This window comes from Idiomarina sp. OT37-5b (assembly GCF_002968395.1).
Lineage (GTDB): Bacteria > Pseudomonadota > Gammaproteobacteria > Enterobacterales > Alteromonadaceae > Idiomarina > Idiomarina aquatica.
This window is the reverse complement of sequence record NZ_CP027188.1, coordinates 1,155,239-1,174,605: the sequence shown is the minus strand read 5'-3', so window position 1 is coordinate 1,174,605 and position 19,367 is coordinate 1,155,239. Positions and strand designations below refer to the sequence as shown.

Here is a 19,367-nt window from a genome sequence, read left to right as displayed (position 1 = left end):
ACCGACCAATTAGTAATCAACGCGTTCCGGCACCAGGATCTTCAGAGCGCGCTTTTGCAAGGTCACTTTCATGCTGTCGCCCTGATAAGGCTCACCATCAACAACGTACTTCAATGGTTTTTGATCACGGCGTTTTACCTCCACCGCATTCGCTTGGGTATAGCCGGTATTGATGCCCAGGTTTTCCTCGGTCAGTCCGGAATACAGCAATTCGATCAGGCTGAATACGTGTTGGTTACCGGAGGACTGTGGCTCGATCCAGGTAAGATCCAGTTTACCGTCGTCCATCATCGGGCTGCCCTGCCCCTGCGCCAATAAGGTGGTGATTGGAGCGGCATTTGCCACAATCAAACTGCTGGTTTGCCACGCCTCGGCCGGCTCGTCGTTGAGACTCACGTGTAACGGCAACACTTCGTTTTCGTTGCATGCCCGCCACAGCCCTTGCAGATAAGCCAGTTGCCCCAGTTTGTTTTTGGCCTGGCGGTCGGCTTTTTCGATCATCTGCTGCTCAAAGCCTATTGCCGCACACAACAGCATGGTGCGGCCATTCACATCGCCGACATCGATGGCACGGCTGCGGCCTTCGATGATGGTGGTGCAGGCGGCTGACACCGGGCTGATTTTTGAACTCATCCCCCACAGTGCCTGACTTAATGAGTTGGCGGTGCCCAGTGGAATGATGGCCATCACCGTATCGCTGTCTTTAACCACACTGGCGACCTCGGTCAGTGTGCCGTCACCGCCACAGGCGATAACCAGTTCGGCATTGGCATCGACCGCGCGTTTGGCCAATACATCGGCGCCGGTGGTCTCGGTAGTTTCGAGTATTTCCAGCTCAAAATAGGGGCTTAACAGCGCTTTGACGGCGTCTTTTTGCTGTTGCCATTTACCGCCTCCGGAAACTGGATTGGCGATGATCCAGGCGCGTTTCGCCAGCAATAGCCGATGATCGTGGGCGAAGGCTTCCAGTTTTTGTTGCTGCACGCTGTTTAAGCGCGCAACGCGGCGCTGATCTTTGATGCTGGCAAGGACGTCCTGCACCGAAGAATGATGGCTGCGCATCAGCAAATAGGCGGCGACCATAAAGACCGAACGGCCACGTCCCAACGCGCAGTGCACCAATACCTTACGGCCTTGCTGGTGTTGTTGCTGGATCCACTGCATGGCCTGATGGATCTGTTGCTCGCTCGGAGCCTTGTGGTCCAGCACAGGAACGTTGAGGTAAGCGATATTGGCATTTTCGGACGACCAGTCTAACGCATCAAATTCAGCGGTCACATCAAGGATGGCGTTAATGCCTTCGTTTTTGAGCGGTTCGATGTCGCTGCCAAACAAACGCCGTCCGACGTAGAGGTTATCGCCGACGCGGTGCCAGCCCGGTAAGCCGTCACGACGACGGGCAATGGCATTATAAACGCGAACACCGAGTAAAAAAGGCACTAACAGCCAGCGGATGGCCAGCGGGATGGTGCCGCCCTGGCGTTTGCGAAACAGCGAGGCCATATCCAGCCAATAAGCCGATGCCACCATGGCCAGCGCCACAAAACTCCAGCCAAACAACAACGTTAACGGCCAACCGGGAAGCCACAGTGCCAGTACCAACGCCGTGAGCGCTCCGGCGAGGTAGTAAAAAGGAATGTAACTGACCTGCATAGCGCAACTCCCATGTCGTACAACAATGTCTGCCATTGTTGGTTGCCGGCTATTGCCGGAGTGTGTCACATTATCAGCGACCGTTTTGCGAGGAACCTTTATGGACATTATCCATCATGGCGGCTTTGATCAAGTTACCGGTTCGTGCCACGAACTGCGGGTGAGTGACGGCGAGCGCTATTTGATCGACTGCGGCATTACTCAAGGTCATGACCAGAGTTCTGTGCCCGGTGCGTTACCCGATGTCAGCTTTGTTTCTGATTCGATTAAAGCCGTCATCATTACTCACTGCCACCTCGACCATATCGGTCGCCTTCCCTATCTGCTGGCGGCGGGTTTTAACGGGCCTATCCTGTGCACTAAAGCAAGCGCGCGGCTACTGCCGTTGGTGCTTGCGGATGCGATTCAGGTTGGTATTAGCCGTGATGCCGAGCTCATCGAAGCCGTGCTGGAACGGTTGCAACAGCAATTACAGCCGCTTGCGTATCAACAGTGGTGGCAATTGTCCGATCGCTGTCGGATACGTCTGCAAAACGCCGGTCATATTATGGGTTCAGCTTACGTTGAATGTGATGTCGATGACCAGCGAGTGGTGTTTTCCGGTGATATTGGTTGCAAGGGCACGCCATTGTTGCCGGACCCGACACCGCTGGAGCGAGCCGATCTGCTGCTGCTCGAAAGCACTTATGGTGATCGTTCGCATGAGTCCCGTGCCGACCGTCAACAACGCCTGAAGCAACGGATCGAGCGTTGCATTGAGGACCGTGGCGCGGTCTTGATTCCGGCGTTCAGTATGGGCCGCACACAAGAGCTGCTGTATGAGTTTGAAGACATCTGGCATCAACTTGAGCAATCTCATCAACAGCAGTTTCCTGAGATTGTCGTGGACTCGCCGCTGGCCGCTGAATTAACTGACGTCTATCAGGAGTTGCACGAACTGTGGGATGCCGAAGCCAAACAACGCCTGCAACAGGGCCGTCATCCGTTGTCGTTCAGCCATTGCCATACGGTTCGCGATCATGATCAACACATGGCGCTGGTGAACCGTCTGACATCAACCGCCGAGCCGGTGATTATCATTGCGGCCAGTGGTATGTGCGCTGGTGGCCGTATCAGTAATTACCTGCGTGCGTTACTGCCCGATCCCAGAACCGATGTGTTGTTTGTCGGCTATCAGGCACAGGGTACACCGGGCCACGACATTCAGACCTACGGCCCGGGCGGTGGCTATGTCTATCTTGACGGCGAAAAAGTGACCATTAATGCGGGTATCTACACCCTCGGTGGTTATTCTGCTCACGCCGATCAGGGCGAACTGCTGGCGTTTATTGGGTCCGCTCAATCGGCGGTAAAACGGATCCGTCTGATCCACGGTGAGCCCCATGCACAGCGCGCGCTGGCCGCACAAATCCGGGAGCGGTTTAATATTCCGGTAGAGACAGCTGCTGAGTTGTTCGGCGGGTAACCACCCAGCGCCCGGCTCGGGCAGAGCCTTCGCGAACCAACAGGCCGTCACGCTTTAACCGCGACAGATGTTTTTCTACCGCTCGTGACGAAATGCCCAGCACGGCAGCCGCGCGAGCGGCGCTCCACTGTGGCTGCTGCTCCAGCAGTACCAGCAGTTTATCGCGTGTTGAGGCTTTGTCCGAACCCATTTGCACGCCGGGTTGTGAGAAAATGGCGGTGGATTTTTCCGAACCTTGCTGTGCATCACTGTACGGAGTTTCATTAAGCCGTGTTTCGACGCAGTATGAAATTTCGTTCAGCACGAACGCGATAAACGCACTGTTGTCGTTGTCCGCAATGGCCTGGCGTAACGTTGCGTAATAGTCGCCCTGCACTTCCAGCAATCGTTGCTCAAGCGGCAGCCCCGTCAGCGTTGGTCGCCAGGCGCTGAGCAGGCCTTTAAACCACAACCGCGCCAGCACACCATTGGCTTTGCCAAACGGCTGAATAAATTCAAAGTCGTAGAGTACGTTAACCGCATGCAGCAGCGGATGATGCTGCGGTTCCGCAACGCTCTGCAGCACTTGTCGCAGCAGTTTAGCGGCCTGATTCGCCGGTGCGGTCATATGCACCAGCCGGTTATCACGGTAAAAGCCCATCCCGGTACTGCGGTAGTGACCCGCCTGAGGTGCATCACCAAGCAGTGCCGAGTGGCAGCGTTTCAATTCTGCTTCGCTGTCCAGTTGCAGCGCGTCGAGCTGTTGATAAAGATCGGTCAAGGATTGCACATGATGGTCCTGGTCAAGACCATCAAAGCTCAGGCTGGCCTGGGCCTGCTGTTGGTATTGCCGCGCCATCTCAGCCGCATCTTGCGGCACAAAACGCGCCTGCAAAAAACCGATGTTCTCGCACGCCGACGCAAGCTTCTCCAACACTGGAATAACCGCCAGCATGGCGTTTGCTAAACTCACGTCGTTCTCCTTTATTGTTCTGCCGCGACTCGATTTCGACCCTGGTTTTTGGCCCGGTACAGTGCCTGATCCGCTCGTCGTATCAGTTTACTGCGCGAATCACCGGCATCCAGAGAAGCTACACCAAAGCTTGCCGTGACCACACCGGCTTTGTCAAATTCCAGCCCCATCAGCACCTGCCGCAGTCGCTCCGCCAGTTCCCTGGCTTGCGCGAGATCACTTTCCGGTACGATCACCAGGAACTCTTCACCGCCCCAACGTCCCAGTGCGTCGGTATCCCGCATGGTCGGCTTCAGTGCTTTGGCAATGCCCTTTAACACCTGGTCACCGACATCATGGCCATAGGTATCATTGACCTGTTTAAAGTTATCAATATCAAAAATAATCACACTGAGCGCGTGCTGATGGCGCTGCGCGCGGCTGAGCTCGGTATCCAGGGTTTGCTCCATATGGTAGCGATTCCACAGTTGCGTTAAGGCATCGGTGTGCACCAAATGTTCGAGGCGTTTGTTGGCCTGTTGCAAGCGTTCGTTCAATTCTTCGATTTGATAGGCCGAGGCTCCGATAGCCAGATCCTCAGCCAATGTGCGGGCCGCCTGTTTCTGTTCGTCGGTCCATTCCAGCGAACGTCCTTTTAAGGTCTCCTGCCAACCGGCAAAGGAACGCCGGGGGGACAACACCGTTTTGCCCTGAAATTGCTGGGTCTCGGTTTTTTCCGGGCGGCCGGCCCAGCTTTTCACTTCTACTGCCTCGCGGCGCAGCATTAACAACCAACCGTTGAGCTTTTTCTCATAGGGCATCGACACCGCCAGCAACCCGCAAAACGGCGAACCACGGAAAATTTCGGCGCAATCACTGTCGGCCAGATCGCGGCTACTGAACAACCCGGTAACCCAATGGTACTTGTGCAACCACTCCACCAACTGCGACACACGCCACAGCTCCAATTCGTCACCACAATGACTGACGTCCTTACCGTGCGCCAGCACCACCGTTTCCACCTGAAACAAGTTTAACCAGTGCTTACCCTGGCTGGCGAGTAGCTGTGCCGGTGCCATGATATCTTTGTCGGGGTCAAGCAGCGCTTTGCGGCTTTCCTCAACTCGATCTAAAAAGGCGATGGCCTGATATTGACGTTGTAGCATCAGCCGTTGACTGGCCATCAGCACCAGTGAATGCAGTGCGTGGCGTTGATAGGGATTGGTGCGGGCCGGTCGTACACCGTGACAGGAGAGCAGCCCCCATAAACGGTTTTCGTCAAAGATAGCCACCGACAGTGAGCGGCTGACGCCCATGTTCTGCATATAACCGGCGTGCATTGGCGATACTGCACGCAGGGTCCCCTGACTGAGATCCAGGGGTTCCAGCGCTTGCTCAAGCGCTGGATTCTGTAACAGTTGGTGCGGCGGCGCGGTTGAGGACGCTATTTTACGTACCGCATTAACGTGGTACATATCACGCACCTGTGAGGGAATATCGCTGGCCGGGAAATGCTGTCCAACGTAGCTGTCGAGATTATCTTCCTGCAAATGCTCAGCGACCACTTCACCGTTCCACTCCGAATCGAAGCGATACACTAAGATACGTTCAAAATCGCTGATCTCGGCGGCACTTCTAACCAGCTGTTCAAGCGTCTGCTGTTCTGTTTTACAGCGGCGTAACCGGTCAAACTGATGCCGTACGGTGGAGGTAAAGTCGCCGGCGAGCTTAACGTAGAGCGGTTCGATTTCGACCACCAACAGCCGCTGACCGTTGCTTTGGCGTAGCTGATAAACGGTACAGAAGGCGTCGATCGCCGTCGCCGCAAAGGTGTATTCAAACGAGTCGGTTTCATAACCATAACCCAGGCGTTGCCGGGTACGTTCAAGTTCGGCTAAAAAACACGACGGCAAGGTTTCTGCTAACGGTTCCGCAAACAGCGTCGCCAGCGGTTGTTGTAAAAACTGATCGCAATTCTCACTGGCAACCAGCAGTGTGCTGAGATCGCTGTTAAACGCCAGTAAGGCGCCGTGAGACTGCACGGCACCGGGGATGTGAATCGGCTCTTTGGCGCAGTTGGCCAGAGCCTGTTCCCAATTTATGTCATCATTAGGTTGTTCTGCCACGCGGCAACTCCTCGACGGTCAACAGGGCTAAGTAACAACTGAAAACATGCCTTTGCTCCCTCGATGCAGGCCTGTTGCTGTGTTGCCGTTAATTCAAGACCAGCAACCCAGGCCACAAACAATGACCAGGTACCACGACGGTGAAAACCAAAATATCTCAGCCCGTTGCTATGGGTGAGACCGAGTTTCTTTTTCAGCCGTTGTGCCAGCAATTTGCCGCCGCTGGTTGAGCCTTCAATGACGTAGGCCTGTCCAATTGCCTGGTACTGACAATGGTGTGCGGGCGCACCAGCTATGGTCGGCACCTGTCCGCCCAATTCGGTGATGTCTTCCCGAATGTCGGCCAAACGCGGAAAATAGGCATAATCACGGCGCTGTTCATCACCAAAATGATGCACTAAGTTCGGCTCCACCGCCGCCACAAACTGATACAGTCGCTGCAGTGCCTGCAAGTACTGCTCAACCTGTAAGTCGGCACTGAGCAGTTGGCGCATAAACGCCAGTTGCTCAACGTCCTGATGCAAGTTCGCGGTTTGCTGCCGCAATGCTGTGAGTAAAGGTGTGTCCATCATCACTGTTAAACGCACTCCCGGCGGATTATGATCAACGCATTAATGCATTGGCTTTGTTGCTACTATGACGAGTCATTGTTACAAACTCAATGCTTTAAAGATTTCCTGTAGCCGGGTTACTGTTTCCTCCGCCAGTGGTTTCGGCGGCAACCGTCCCCAGACGGGATCCGGCCACACCGGATCATCACTAAAACGGCCAATATGATGCAGGTGCAATTGCGGTACTTTGTTACCGATGGCGGCAATATTGAGTTTTTCCGGACGATACTCGGCCTTTAGCCAATGGCTCAAAAACGCACTTTCGCGCCACAACTGTTGTTGATCGGCGTCATTCAGGTCAATGATTTCGGTCACGTTCGGTACCCGCGGAATCAGCAAAAACCACGGGAACTGACGGTCGTTCATCACCCGCACCTGCGATAACGGCCAGTCGGTGATATGAATACTGTCCTGCGCCAGACGTGGATGCAATTCAAATGGCTGGGTTTCTTCACTCATGCTAAGTCCTTGGTTAAAAAGCGGGTAAACAGATCAACGGTATGATCCAGGGTTTTGATCAACCGGTGGTCATCGTTGACCACGTGCAAGTCCGCGGCCAGTCGTTGAGCAACGCGCCAGCTGTTGGCGACCGGCACAATATCATCCTGCCAGCCGTGCACAATTGCCATCGGACAACTGACCTGAAGCTGGTCAAAATTTGCGGCGCCGCCGAGGTAATAGGCCGGTGCCAACACAAACAGACCCGCGCAGGGGCGTTGACTGGCAGCCACCGTGGCAACGTATCCCCCCATACTGGAGCCGACCAGCAGCGGTGGTTGTTGACATTGGTCAATGGCGGCAAGCAGTTGTATAACACGCTTGTCAGCATCCATCTCACCGTTAAAGTCGAGACTGTCGACACTGCAGGCAAGGTTTTCCGCCGCTTTTGCCAACGCTTTGATTTTAGTGCCCCAGGGGCCACTTTCTTTACCGTGATTAAAAATAACGTGCATAGTTAGTTGTTTATCGATATTAATTTTGTCTATATAAAGGTATGTTGTATTTTTGTGACAGCAACAATAACTCATACTTATTAGGATATAACGATGTTGCCAAGTTCGCTTTGCCGCACTGTCATGCTCGTCACCACGTTGACTATCGCGTTGTGCAGCTCCGCTGTATCGGCCGATGAACCCGATATCCGTTTTGGTGTCAATGCAGCACCGCCGTTTCATATTCCTGAGGCCCTGCAAAGCAAGCTTAACACGCCGCCCGGTTTTTGCGACGAGTTAGTGGCATCAGTACAACGACATTTACCGGAATTATCCGTTGAAGTGGCTTATTTGCCCCACATTCGCATTCGTCGGTTGATGAAACGCGAGCAAAATTTGTGTTTTCCCTGTTTAATTAAACGCACATCGTACAATCCCGATTATTACTTTAGTGATACCGTCAATTTGTATGCGCCCCATGGGGTGATCACCCGCAAGTCACTGGCGGAAAAACTCATTGCCCGCTACGGCTCACCACTGAGTTTCGAAACTCTGGCACAACAGCCGGAGCTGCGTTTTGCGCAACCCAGCGGCAGAAAGTATGGCGATATTCAGCCGATCCTCGACCAGTACTTAATTGACACGCCGCAGCATCGCTCGGTGTTCGGTGAAAACTCGGTGTTTAATCTAATGGCAATGATTGCCGCCGACCGGGTCGACTACACCATTGATTATGAAATGATGATTCATTTTTACGAGCAATTGGACAACGAAGCAGACTCCGAAAAATTGATCTATATTCCTATTAAGGAATATCAACAGCGTCCCATTATTGGTGCCATTGGCTGCGCTCGCAACGAGTGGGGTAAAAAAGCCATCGACTCCATTAACCGGATGTTACCGGCGATTGCCGGCGATGAAACATTCCAGCAACGACTGGATTTCTGGTTAGGTAGCGACAGACCCAGAGTAAAAACCAGTGACTGAGTCACGGGAGGTGATTATGAAGCTGATACCGACAGTACTGCTATGCGGGATGCTGGCACTGGCTAATAAGGCTCATGCACTGACCCACCCCGAGCCGGGGAAACCGCATGAGATCATTTGGGGTATCAACGTGGCACCACCCTTTCATATCGCTAATGGCGATTATCAGGGTGAAGGCATCTGTGATGTGCTGGTTGATGTTATGCAGGATCAGTTGCCGCAGTTATCGCATCATATTCGCCGCTTACCCGCGCGCCGTATCACCTTGTTAATGAAACGGGAAAAAAATCTCTGCTTTCCTTGTCTGATTAAGCGCTCCAGTTACAACGCCGAATTTAACTACACCGAGACCACCCACAAGTATCCACCGCACGGCATTTTAGCGCACACTAAGGCCGCCAAACACATTATTGACCGCTACGGTAACCCGGTGTCCTTCGAAGCACTGGCGCAAGATACCGACTTTCGTTTTGCGCAACCCATCGAGCGACGTTATGGTCAACTGCAGCCGTTACTGGATAAACACCTTATCGGCCAGTCCCATTACCGGATTGTTACCGGCGATGATGCACAGGTTAATTTAATGACCATGCTGCTGAGTCAGCGAGTTGATTACACGATTGATTACGAAATGATCAAACGCTATTACGATACCACGCATCAGCGTTCCAGCCAGGAGCAACTGGTGTTTCTGCCGATTAAGGAGTCGCAGGGACAAAGTATCGAAGGCGCCATTGGTTGCAGTAACAATGACTGGGGACGGCAAGCCGCCGCCAGTCTCAATGCCGCCATCAGTGATTTGCAAAACAATGAAGCGTTTCAACAGGCACTGGATGTGTGGCTGGGTAAAAACCGCCCGAAATAAGCTGAGTTAAATACTCAGCCCCCAGTCATCGTAGGCTTCGCGGGCCAGTTGCTCTTGAAACTGCGGCGCAGCAATAGCGATCAGCGACCGCGCCCGCTCGATCATACTTCTGGCGCGTAAGTTTGCGATACCGTACTCGGTGACGATGTAATGCACGTGTGCACGAGTGGTGACCACACCGGCTCCCGGCGCTAGCAGTGAACTGATGCGTGACACTTTTCCGCCACAGGCCGTTGACGGCAGCGCGATGACCGAGCGACCACCCTCAGACAGACTCGCGCCACGGACGAAATCCATTTGCCCGCCAACGCCAGAATAGATTTTTGTGCCAATGGAATCGGCGCACACCTGACCACTGAGATCCACCTGTAAGGCGCTGTTTATTGACATCACCTGACTGTTCTGGCGAATCACCGAAGTGTCATTGGTGTACTCAACATCGAGGAAAAACACCTCTTGGTTGTCATCGACAAAGTCGTACAACTTCTGTGAGCCCATCGCAAACGTGGTCACGATCCGTCCCGGGTGTTTGCGCTTCCGGGAATTATTGATGACGCCCTGCTCCACCAATGGCAATACCCCGTCAGAGAACATCTCAGTGTGGATACCGAGGTCCTTATGGTGACCCAAGCACGCCAGCGTCGCGTCCGGAATCGCTCCAATCCCCATCTGCAGGCAGTCGCCGTCGTTAATCAGGCTGGCCACCTGCTGACCAATTTTTTGCGTGGTCTCGCTTTGTGGCGGCTGCCGATGTTCCGGTAACGCAGCCTCTTCGACGAAATAACGATCAAAGCGCGACAACGGCACCAAGGCATCGCCGTGCGTGCGCGGCATTTTCGGGTTAACCCAGGCAATCACTTTGTCGGCTACCTGCAACGCCGCACGAGTGGCCTCTACCGAAATACCGAGACTGCAGTTACCGTGTTTATCCGGTGCCGATACCTGCACGATCGCGGCATTTAGCGGTTGTTCACCCGAGCGGAATAATTTTGGGATTTCCGACAGGAAAATGGGTACATAGTCCGCCAGACCGTCGTTAACCGCCTGCCGCGTTGAAGCGCCAACGAAAAAGGCGCGTTGTCGCAAATGCCCCTGCAACGAAGGGGCAGACAACATTTCGCTGAATTCGGTATGCAGCTGCAGTACCGTCAGATTGCGACGGTTCAGCGCAACGGATTTAAGTCCTTCCAGCAACCGGTAAGGTGTGGCAGCCATCGACTGGCACCAAATAACGTCGTTGTCCTTTAAAATTGAAAGCGCTTGTTCTGGCGTATTAACTTGCATGGTGTGTTCCTGTCTGATTACAACGTTGGCTTAAGCATACCACATTAACCCTATTAACCGTGTGGTCAAAAGGGGTACCTCTTTTAATTTTTGACTTACATCTTATGGCGAAATCCGTACAATCAAATCTATCGAAATTTTAGAACAACTGGAGTTATTGTGGTTGACGCAGACACCCTCTCGCGGTTTTTTCTGGCGATTTATTTTTTGCTCATCGGGGTACACTACACCCATGTCGCGTTAGGCCGGGCAGCCCGTTCACGCCAGTCTCATATTAATAGCGGCGCGCCGCGCAGCAGCGCCTGGTGGGTACGGCAAACGTTCAATTTTTTTCGCAGCTTTATCTTAATCTTGTGTGTGGCTCGGTTGTTTTTCCCGGTCGATGGCCTACTGCTGCGCTTTGATGCCTTGTATCAACTGCCGGTGGTGGCCAGTGGTGTTGGCCTGATGCTGGTGTCGCTCGGCATCATCAGCTACGTGCATGCCTACATGGGCGACCAATGGCGTTCCGGCATCGACACAAACAGCGCGACGCTACTGACGGATGGCCCCTACCAACGCAGCCGCAATCCGATGTTTATCGGCATTATCCTGGGTCAGTTGGGGTTTTTTCTGGCGCTGCCCAGTGCCTTTACGCTGCTGTGCCTGATCGCCGGTGCAAGCGCTCTTGTGGTTCAGTCAAAGAACGAAGAAGCCGCGCTGGCACAGCTGTTCGGGGAGCAATACCGCCGTTACCAAGCGCAGGTTCCGCGGTGGTTTTAGCGCTACTTTAACAAATAATATATTGTTGAACTTTAATTTGAAGAATTTCAATAAGATTGATTTTTTGGCGCCATTTTTACGTGGCAAAGCCGGGGTAATCCAAATTTCTTAACTACACTTATTAACAAGTAGTTAACCTTGTTAATGCTCTTTATAGGAGGGTGTGGTTATGGAGAATTATCGGGTAAAACCCCATTCAGGAACCACGGTTTTTTATCTTACCACCGCGATGATGTACCTCGCGCTGGGGTTATTGGCGCTGTCGCCCATTGCCATTATTTGGCTGGCCGCCGACTGGTTGCACAACGTATTTCGCGAGTCCGGTACGGTACTGAGCAGTAATCCGCGACTCTATACGGTGTTAACCATCATTGCCGTTTCTGCTGTTGCCACTCTGATTGCCGACAAAATTTATCATCGGGTGAAAGAACAACAGAAACGACAGCTTGAGCACATTTAACCGCTGTTTATTGGCCGAAGCGTTGACTCAGGTACGCGTTAATGTCGTCGGATTCATACAGCCACTCGACGCTGCCATCGTCTTTGGTGATGCGCAGGCACGGTACTTTCACACGCCCGCCGCCCTGCTCCAGTTCCTGGCGGTGGGTTGCGTTGTGTTGCGCATCGCGGGTTTCGATGGGTAACGACAGTGACGCCATGTGTTTGCGTACTTTGATGCAAAATGGACACGTTTTAAATTGGTACAACGCTAACTGACGACAGGCTGCGGCCACCTGCTGTTGTTCCTGCTCGCTTCGCTCAACACCTTTTGGCGTCGTTAACTTCTCACCAATCAGCATAAATGGCGTCAAAATTAAGCGCACCAACCTGAAAAAATACCGGATCACTATTCGCATCGCTGACTACCTCTTGTTGAAATCCGCGGCAAGGTTACCACATTGCAGCAAACCTGATAAGTTCATAGACGTCGTGCCAAAGTAACCTAATTCGGTCATTTGTCAGTAGGTAATAAGACAGGATTGCCATTTGCTGAATTCAAGGAGGGTTTATGGAAGCCTTTTTAGCGCGCTGGGGCGAAGCCGCTTACACCAGCCTGGGTTTCTTCTGGATGGCGCTGTGGGCGTTTATCCTTGGTTATCTCATCAGCAGTTTGATTCAAGTATTGATTACCCGCAAACGCATGCGCCAGTCGATGGGCGGCAATAATCTAAAGTCGGTGTCGCTGGGGTCATTTTTTGGCTTTATTTCCAGTTCCTGTAGCTTTGCTGCGCTCGCCACCACCCGCGCGCTGTTTAATAAAGGCGCGGCCTTCAGTGCCTCCATGGCGTTTCTGCTCGCCTCCACCAACCTGGTGATTGAACTGGGTTTTGTGATCGCCATTTTTCTTGGCTGGCAATTTGTGGTGGGCGAGTACGTCGGCGGTATTCTGCTGATCCTGTTTGCCTGGCTGTTTATTACCCTGACCAACCCAACGCAGTTAATTGCCAAAGCCCGTGATAAAGAAGCCGACGACGAAGACGACAGCAACGGCAGCTCGCTGTCCGATCTGTTGTCGTTACAAACCTGGCATCAGGTGGCGATGAAGTTCGTGATGGAATGGCAAATGGTATGGAAGGACGTGCTCATTGGTTTTACCGTTGCCGGCATTATATCGGCGTTTGTCCCCAGTGCCTTTTTCGAATGGCTGTTTTTAGGGGTTGGTTCGGAGCAGGAACTGGGCTTTTGGTCGGTGTTGCAACAGGCCGTAGTTGGCCCGATAGCGGCATTTTTCACCTTCATTGGCTCGATGGGTAATATCCCGCTGGCGGCCGTGCTGTTCGGTGAAGGGGTCGCATTTGCCGGGGTGATGGCCTTTATATTCTCGGATCTGGTGGTGTTGCCGGTACTGCGCATTAATGCCCGTTACTACGGCTGGAAAATGTCGCTTTATATCGCGCTGATGCTGTTTGTATGCCTGGTGGCCACCGCCTTGGTGATGCACTATGGTCTGCTGAGCCTGGATTTGCTGCCATCGCTCGACAACTGGAGCTCGCCAAAAGAGCAACAGCACTTTAGCCTTAACTACGGTTTTGTGCTGAATGTGATATTCCTGCTGATGGCCGCGGTGTTGGTTAAGTTTTACCGCGACCACCAGCGTCAGCATCAGGGTCATCACCACCATCATGACCATGATCATGGCGGTGGCGGCCGCAGCCTAAGTCAAACGGTGCTGCTGGTACTGAGTGGCATCAGCGTATTATGGCTGATCGGTGGCATGCTGGTGTACCTGCTATCCGCTTAAGCCGATAACGCCAGGCCAAGTTGCTGAAAGTAGTCAAACCAGCATTCAGCAACTTGGTTTTGCACGGCGATGGGTGGATAAAGCCCGGCTTTGGCCATGTCACTCTGTTGCGTCCCGGACACCAGAAAATGGTTCTTTAACGGTTGCCGTTGCATAATCGCTTCGAAACAACGCGCCGCCATTTCTTCGGGCATGGCAAAATACTGACTGCCGAGGCGTTTGTCGTAGGCCGCACAATGCTGCATAAAGTCACTCGGCTGACGTCCGTCAGCGGACAGAAACAAGCGTTTAAATGCCAGGCTTAAACATTGATTGAGCGGATGGCCGTTAAGCGCCTCCGAATGCAGCCAATGCCGCGATGCAAACCGCAGCGGCGGCGGATCGTCCTGGAACATTTTGGCACAGACGTAATGATCAAAGGCATGAAACCATTCGTGCGCCAAACTGCCGCCACCGGCGTTTTTCGCCAGCGCCAACACCCGCCCATTGGGCAGATAATGAGCGGCAGCGCCCGGGCGACCACCGATACCGTAATGCAACGCCAGCGTTCCGCGCAGCGACAGCACTTGGTTCGGCACCTGCAGTAATTGCTGTAAATCGCATAACGCATCGAAAAACAGGTTAGCGGCTCGCTGTTGCTCGGCGGCGGTTACCCAGCGTCCAATTCGCACCGAGTAGAAGCCGAACAACTGCACGATGTCAGCAAAACTGACATCGGCGCCACCACGGTGCTCTGGTCCATTTCGAAAATACTCTCGCATCCGCAAAGAATATCATAACGCGCCCTGAATCGCTTGCGGCCACACGCTGCAATGGGTTTTGGCAATGTGATCCAGTTGCAGCAGTTGCATCACCACCCGCGATTGTCCAATCCCCCCGCCGATGGTGAGTGGCAGCTCGCCGGTTAACAATGACTGGTGCCAGGGCAGTTGAGCGCGGTGCTGCTGACGACTCAGTTGTAATTGTCGCACGAGGGCGTCGGCGTCTACCCGAATGCCCATCGACGACAGCTCGAGTGCATCGTCAATGGCCTCGTGCCAAACCAGCAAATCGCCGTTTAAGCCGGTGCGACCGTCATCAGCGATACTGCTCCAGTCGTCGTAATCCGGCGCTCGGACATCGTGCGCCTGGCCATCCGTCAACGGACTGCCGATGCCCATGATAAAAACACTGCCGTGTTCGCGGGTAATCGCCCGTTCGCGCTGCTTTGGCGTCAATTGTGGGTAGCGCTCGGCCAGCTCCTGGCTATGAATGACGTGCAGCGACGGTGACAAACAAGCGGGTACGCCAAATTGCTCGCTAAGCCGCTGTTCGGTGCGCTTCAGCGCTGCATAAATGGTCGCCACCACCTGCTTTAAATACTCGCTGCTGCGCTGGGTTTCGCTGATAACCTGCTCCCAGTCCCATTGGTCGACATAAACCGAATGTTTGGCACCGAGGCTATCTTCGTCGGGGCGTAACGCCCGCATATCGGTAATGATGCCTTCACCTACGGCAAAACCGTATTTGGCCAGCGTCTGTCGCTTCCATTTTGCCAGTGAGTGCACCACCTCAAATTGCTTCTCCGGAATGGCTTTGACACGGACCGCAACGGCCTGCTCGTGACCGGATAAATCATCCTGGATGCCACTGCCCTGCTCGCTCAGGATCGGAGCTTCGACAGCCACCAGGTTCAGTGCCTCGGCCAGTTGCCCACTAAAGGTTTGTTTAATGGTACGGATGATGGTCTGCTGTCGGACAAAATCGGTGATCATATTGGCTTCCTTAATCGTTAACGGATTTTTATCTAGTTTTTATCCATAAACAGATTTAATTCAATAGCGTTAACCAAAAACACCTTTACAGGATAAATATCTTCAATTTAAATAGATTAAAACTGAATATTATTTAAATTATCATGAAGAATAGCCCCGAAACTTATCAAATCGACAATTTGGACCGTGCCATCCTGCAAACCCTGATGCAGGACGCTCGCAGACCTTACAGTGAAATTGCCAAACAGCAGCAGGTCAGTCCCGCTACCGTGCATGTGCGGGTAGAAAAAATGCGCAACGCCGGCATCATTGCCGGTACCGCGCTAACAGTGAATGCCAAACGGCTGGGCTATGATGTCTGCTGTTTTATCGGCATCACCCTGCGTCATGCCGGTGACTACCCCCGTGCCATTGCCAAACTGGAAGCGCTCGAAGAAGTGATTGAAGCCTATTACACCACCGGCCCCTACAACGTTTTTATTAAAATCATGACGCCGTCCATCGATGACCTGCAGCATGTGCTCATTCATCGTATTCAGGCCATCGACGAGGTGCAGTCAACGGAAACGCTGATTTCGTTACAACAGCCAATTCAGCGCTCCATTCAGCCCTGATAACCGTTAACGAGCACAGCGCCCCGTCGCACAGATAAAACAAAATACCGAAAAAACATCCCTTTGGCGGTTCAGTTTGTTATGGTTGAGGGCAAATAAAACCAAGGGGAACACAACTATGTTACGTAAGCTTGTTCGTGGCATCAGCGCCATCGCGCTGGTCAGTGTGGCGTTACCGTCACTGGCAGCCACTAAAGATCTGTCGTACTATCTGCCGACGGATGTCACCTACGATCCATCGATTACCAAACCCTCTGAAATCCTCGGCCACGAAGTGGGTGAATGGCACGCTCGCCATGACCTTATCGTGCGCTATATGGAAGTGTTAGCCGAAGAGTCTGACCGCATTACTTTTGAAGTTACCGGTCGCACCCATGAACAGCGCCCGCTGGTGCTGCTAACCGTAACCGCACCGGAAAACCACCGCAATATTGATGACGTGCGCGAGCGTCACCTCGCCGCCGCTGACCCGGATCGGGATGCCGACCCGGACAATACGCCATTGGTGATGTACATGGGTTACAGCATCCACGGTGATGAATCCAGCGGCAGTAACGCCGCGCTGGTGTTTGCCTACTATCTGGCCGCCGCTCAGGGTGAAGCCATCGAACAAGTGCTGGCCGACTCCGTCATCCTGCTGGATCCGTCGTTTAACCCGGACGGTCTTGCACGTTTTGCCCAATGGGCCAACCAACACCGTGGACAGAACCTGGTCGCCGACCCGGAACATCGTGAACACGTGCAGCCGTTTGTGCGTGGCCGGGTCAACCACTATTGGTTTGATATGAACCGTGACTGGTTGTTGCTGCAACATCCGGAATCACGCGCCCGTGTGGCGAATTTCCAGAAGTGGAAGCCGAACGTACTCACCGACTTCCATGAAATGGGCACCAACAGCACGTTTTTCTTCCAGCCGGGTATCCCGTCGCGGAAAAATCCGATCACACCGGATGAGAACGTACGTTTAACCGAGATTCTGGCGGCAGAGCACGCCGACTCACTGGATGAATTCGGTAACCTGTATTACACCGAAGAGTCGTTTGATGACTTCTATTACGGTAAAGGTTCGACCTATCCTGACGTTCAGGGTGCTGTGGGTATTTTGTTTGAACAGGCATCCAGCCGTGGTCACCTGCAGGACTCGGTCAACGGCGAAGTGGAATTCCCGTTTACCATCCGTAATCAGTTTATTACCTCACTGAGCACCATTTATGGCGCCCACAAGAACAAAGCGCGCTTTATTCAGTTTCAGGAAGACACCTATGACCGCTGGATGGAAATGGGTGACGATGCCAACTTTGACGGCTACCTGATTGGCGACAGCAGCGATGCTAACCGTCTTGAGGGGCTGCTGGATATTCTTAAGCAGCATGACATTAAAGCCTACCGGGTTGAGAAAACCATTGAGACCGACGGTAAGCGCTACGAAGCCGGCCGCAGCTATTTTATCCCGGCTGAGCAGCCACAGTTTGGTCTCATCCAGGGTATCTTCAGCACCCGTAAGAGCTTCCCGGACAACACCTTTTACGACGTGTCCGGCTGGACTCTGCCGTTGGCGTTTAACCTGCAGTTCTCGCAGTACCGCGGCCGTATCAGCCTGGCGGATCAGGCCTGGGACGCACCTCAACGCGAAACCCTGACGCTGGCCGAAGACGCCTATGCCTATGCGTTCGACTGGAACGACTACCTGGCCCCTGGCTTGCTGCAATCGTTACTGGAGCAAGACATTCATGCGCGCCAAAGCTTCAAGCCACTGAGCGTGGAAACACCCAATGGTCTGAAGCAGCTGAGCGCCGGCTCTATCGTGGTTACCCGCGCTTATCAGCAACACGACTGGGCGGATGTGCAGCAGGTTCTGGCGGACGAAGCCGCGCAACGTCAAATTGCCGTGGTATCGATCGAGTCCGGCCTGACCCCTGAGGGCATTGACCTTGGCAGCCGCAACATTCAACCGGTGGAAGAACCGTCAGTGATGATGCTGACCGGTGACGGCGTGAATTTGTATGAAGCGGGCGAAGCCTGGTACTACTTCGACCGCCACGTGGGTATTCCGGTATCGATGGTTGATACTGACCGCCTGGCACGCGTTAACCTGAACAACTATTCTCACATTCTGCTGGTTGACGGCAGCTACTACACGCTGGGTGAGCGTGAGCAGCAGCAACTGCAACAGTGGGTGAATCAGGGCGGCGTTATTATCGGCCAACAAGGCGGTGCCGAATGGCTGGCGAAGAATGACCTGTTGCGCGCCCAATGGGTTGCTGAGGAAACCTTCGAAGAAGCCTTTGACAGCACCGGCTTGAGCTATGGCGAGCGCGATGACTTTTACGCCAAACGTCGTGTTGCCGGTGCCATTTTCAATATGGATGTGGACACCTCTCACCCGTTACTGTTTGGTTTCCCACGTGGCAGCATGCCGGTGTTCAAAGATGAGTTGAATGCCATGGAAGTGCCACAAAGTCCGTTCATCAGCGTTGCTCGTTACAACCAGCAGCAGCCGTTGCTGAGTGGTTATGCCGATGAGCGCAACCAGAACGTCCTTAAGGGTAAATCCAACATCGTTGCTCACCGCTTAGGGGCTGGCCACGTTATCGGTTTTGCCGACAACGTTAACTTCCGTGCCTTTTTCTGGGGCACCGCTAAGCTGTTGAGTAATGCCGTGTACCTGGCGCCGGCGATTGAAGCCTACGCTAAACCGATTGAAGACAAAAAAGCCGCCGACGAAGCGGCTGCTGAAGCGGCACACGCACACTAAGCTGCGGTTCCGTTAACAACCAGCCGCCACAGTAACCACTGTGGCGGCTTTTTTTTTGCCGGTTTGATCTTTTTCGAGTTTCTCTACTACTGTTATATAGGATCGTTAAAAAACAGAGGAATTCAATATGTTGCGTTGGGTACTGATCTTTTTAGTCGTCGCCATCATCGCCGGTATTCTGGGCTTTAGCGGTATTGCCGGTGCGGCAGCTGAAATTGCGAAAATTATTTTCTTTATCTTTATTATTCTATTGGCCATCTCACTTATTGGTAGCTTTTTGCGCCGAAATCGCCGATGAACAAAACCATTACTGTCGTCTATTAGACCTTGGTCGGATGCCTTCCGTTATTGAGTATGCGTTACACTAATGGCACTTGACCAAGGTT

The 19,367-nt window shown here is 53.3% G+C and carries 19 protein-coding genes; 9 read left to right on the top strand and 10 right to left on the bottom strand.

What is annotated here, in order from left to right; translation table 11 throughout:
• Positions 1-9: 9 nt before the first annotated feature.
• The gene (locus tag C5610_RS05430; protein ID WP_105306281.1) at positions 10-1,653 is read right to left on the bottom strand and encodes a diacylglycerol kinase family protein; all 1,644 of its coding nucleotides are present in this window, start codon (positions 1,651-1,653) and stop codon (positions 10-12) included.
• 100 nt (positions 1,654-1,753) lie between these two features.
• On the opposite strand from C5610_RS05430, the gene C5610_RS05425 reads away from it, so the two are divergent.
• Complete coding sequence (locus C5610_RS05425) at positions 1,754-3,118, top strand: MBL fold metallo-hydrolase RNA specificity domain-containing protein (protein WP_105306280.1); 1,365 nt, start codon at positions 1,754-1,756, stop codon at positions 3,116-3,118.
• On the opposite strand, the gene C5610_RS05420 is transcribed toward C5610_RS05425, so the two are convergent.
• From C5610_RS05420 to C5610_RS05400, 5 genes are all read right to left on the bottom strand, one after another.
• The gene (locus C5610_RS05420) at positions 3,075-4,070 is read right to left on the bottom strand and encodes a Fic family protein (protein ID WP_158682661.1); all 996 of its coding nucleotides are present in this window, start codon (positions 4,068-4,070) and stop codon (positions 3,075-3,077) included. The genes C5610_RS05425 and C5610_RS05420 overlap by 44 nt on opposite strands.
• An 11-nt stretch (positions 4,071-4,081) precedes the next feature.
• Complete coding sequence (locus C5610_RS05415) at positions 4,082-6,175, bottom strand: sensor domain-containing diguanylate cyclase (protein WP_105306278.1); 2,094 nt, start codon at positions 6,173-6,175, stop codon at positions 4,082-4,084.
• Positions 6,148-6,747: a biliverdin-producing heme oxygenase gene (locus C5610_RS05410; protein WP_105306277.1), complete on the bottom strand. Its 600-nt coding sequence runs from the start codon at positions 6,745-6,747 to the stop codon at positions 6,148-6,150. The genes C5610_RS05415 and C5610_RS05410 overlap by 28 nt, the downstream gene beginning before the upstream one ends.
• A gap of 78 nt (positions 6,748-6,825) precedes the next feature.
• Complete coding sequence (locus C5610_RS05405) at positions 6,826-7,245, bottom strand: HIT family protein (protein WP_105306276.1); 420 nt, start codon at positions 7,243-7,245, stop codon at positions 6,826-6,828.
• On the bottom strand, positions 7,242-7,739 hold the full coding sequence (locus C5610_RS05400; RefSeq protein WP_105306275.1) for a YqiA/YcfP family alpha/beta fold hydrolase: 498 nt from the start codon (positions 7,737-7,739) through the stop codon (positions 7,242-7,244). The genes C5610_RS05405 and C5610_RS05400 overlap by 4 nt, the downstream gene beginning before the upstream one ends.
• A 93-nt stretch (positions 7,740-7,832) precedes the next feature.
• Between C5610_RS05400 and C5610_RS05395 the strand changes: the two genes are divergently transcribed.
• Both C5610_RS05395 and C5610_RS05390 read left to right on the top strand, forming a co-directional pair.
• Entirely contained in the window at positions 7,833-8,705 is an 873-nt protein-coding gene (locus C5610_RS05395; protein ID WP_126819124.1) for a hypothetical protein, read from the top strand.
• A 16-nt stretch (positions 8,706-8,721) separates the two neighbouring features.
• Complete coding sequence (locus tag C5610_RS05390) at positions 8,722-9,570, top strand: hypothetical protein (protein WP_158682660.1); 849 nt, start codon at positions 8,722-8,724, stop codon at positions 9,568-9,570.
• 6 nt (positions 9,571-9,576) lie between these two features.
• Here the strand turns inward: C5610_RS05390 and C5610_RS05385 are convergent, their stop codons facing one another.
• Entirely contained in the window at positions 9,577-10,854 is a 1,278-nt protein-coding gene (locus C5610_RS05385) for an acetyl-CoA hydrolase/transferase family protein (RefSeq protein WP_105306272.1), read from the bottom strand.
• A gap of 159 nt (positions 10,855-11,013) precedes the next feature.
• Here C5610_RS05385 and C5610_RS05380 point away from each other — a divergent pair, with 159 nt between their 5' ends.
• Positions 11,014-11,616, top strand: coding sequence for a methyltransferase family protein (locus tag C5610_RS05380; RefSeq protein ID WP_105306271.1), 603 nt, complete (start codon positions 11,014-11,016; stop codon positions 11,614-11,616).
• A gap of 169 nt (positions 11,617-11,785) precedes the next feature.
• Positions 11,786-12,076, top strand: coding sequence for a hypothetical protein (locus C5610_RS05375; protein WP_105306270.1), 291 nt, complete (start codon positions 11,786-11,788; stop codon positions 12,074-12,076).
• 7 nt (positions 12,077-12,083) lie between these two features.
• Here the strand turns inward: C5610_RS05375 and C5610_RS05370 are convergent, their stop codons facing one another.
• Complete coding sequence (locus C5610_RS05370) at positions 12,084-12,473, bottom strand: glutaredoxin family protein (RefSeq protein ID WP_105306269.1); 390 nt, start codon at positions 12,471-12,473, stop codon at positions 12,084-12,086.
• 152 nt (positions 12,474-12,625) lie between these two features.
• Between C5610_RS05370 and C5610_RS05365 the strand changes: the two genes are divergently transcribed.
• Complete coding sequence (locus C5610_RS05365; protein ID WP_105306268.1) at positions 12,626-13,858, top strand: permease; 1,233 nt, start codon at positions 12,626-12,628, stop codon at positions 13,856-13,858.
• Here C5610_RS05365 and C5610_RS13585 read toward each other — a convergent pair.
• Positions 13,855-14,619: a CLCA_X family protein gene (locus tag C5610_RS13585; RefSeq protein ID WP_158682659.1), complete on the bottom strand. Its 765-nt coding sequence runs from the start codon at positions 14,617-14,619 to the stop codon at positions 13,855-13,857. The genes C5610_RS05365 and C5610_RS13585 overlap by 4 nt on opposite strands.
• A gap of 12 nt (positions 14,620-14,631) precedes the next feature.
• Entirely contained in the window at positions 14,632-15,612 is a 981-nt protein-coding gene (gene asnA / locus C5610_RS13580; protein WP_158682658.1) for an aspartate--ammonia ligase, read from the bottom strand.
• Between the two features lie 143 nt (positions 15,613-15,755).
• Between asnA and asnC the strand changes: the two genes are divergently transcribed.
• The 3 genes from asnC to C5610_RS05345 all read left to right on the top strand — a co-directional run bounded on the left by asnC (position 15,756) and on the right by C5610_RS05345 (position 19,279).
• On the top strand, positions 15,756-16,226 hold the full coding sequence (gene asnC / locus C5610_RS05355; RefSeq protein WP_105306267.1) for a transcriptional regulator AsnC: 471 nt from the start codon (positions 15,756-15,758) through the stop codon (positions 16,224-16,226).
• A 118-nt stretch (positions 16,227-16,344) separates the two neighbouring features.
• The gene (locus C5610_RS05350; protein ID WP_105306266.1) at positions 16,345-18,981 is read left to right on the top strand and encodes a M14 metallopeptidase family protein; all 2,637 of its coding nucleotides are present in this window, start codon (positions 16,345-16,347) and stop codon (positions 18,979-18,981) included.
• A gap of 127 nt (positions 18,982-19,108) precedes the next feature.
• Positions 19,109-19,279 (top strand): DUF1328 family protein, encoded by a 171-nt coding sequence (locus C5610_RS05345; protein ID WP_105306265.1) that lies wholly within the window; start codon positions 19,109-19,111, stop codon positions 19,277-19,279.
• The last annotated feature ends 88 nt before the right edge of the window (positions 19,280-19,367 follow it).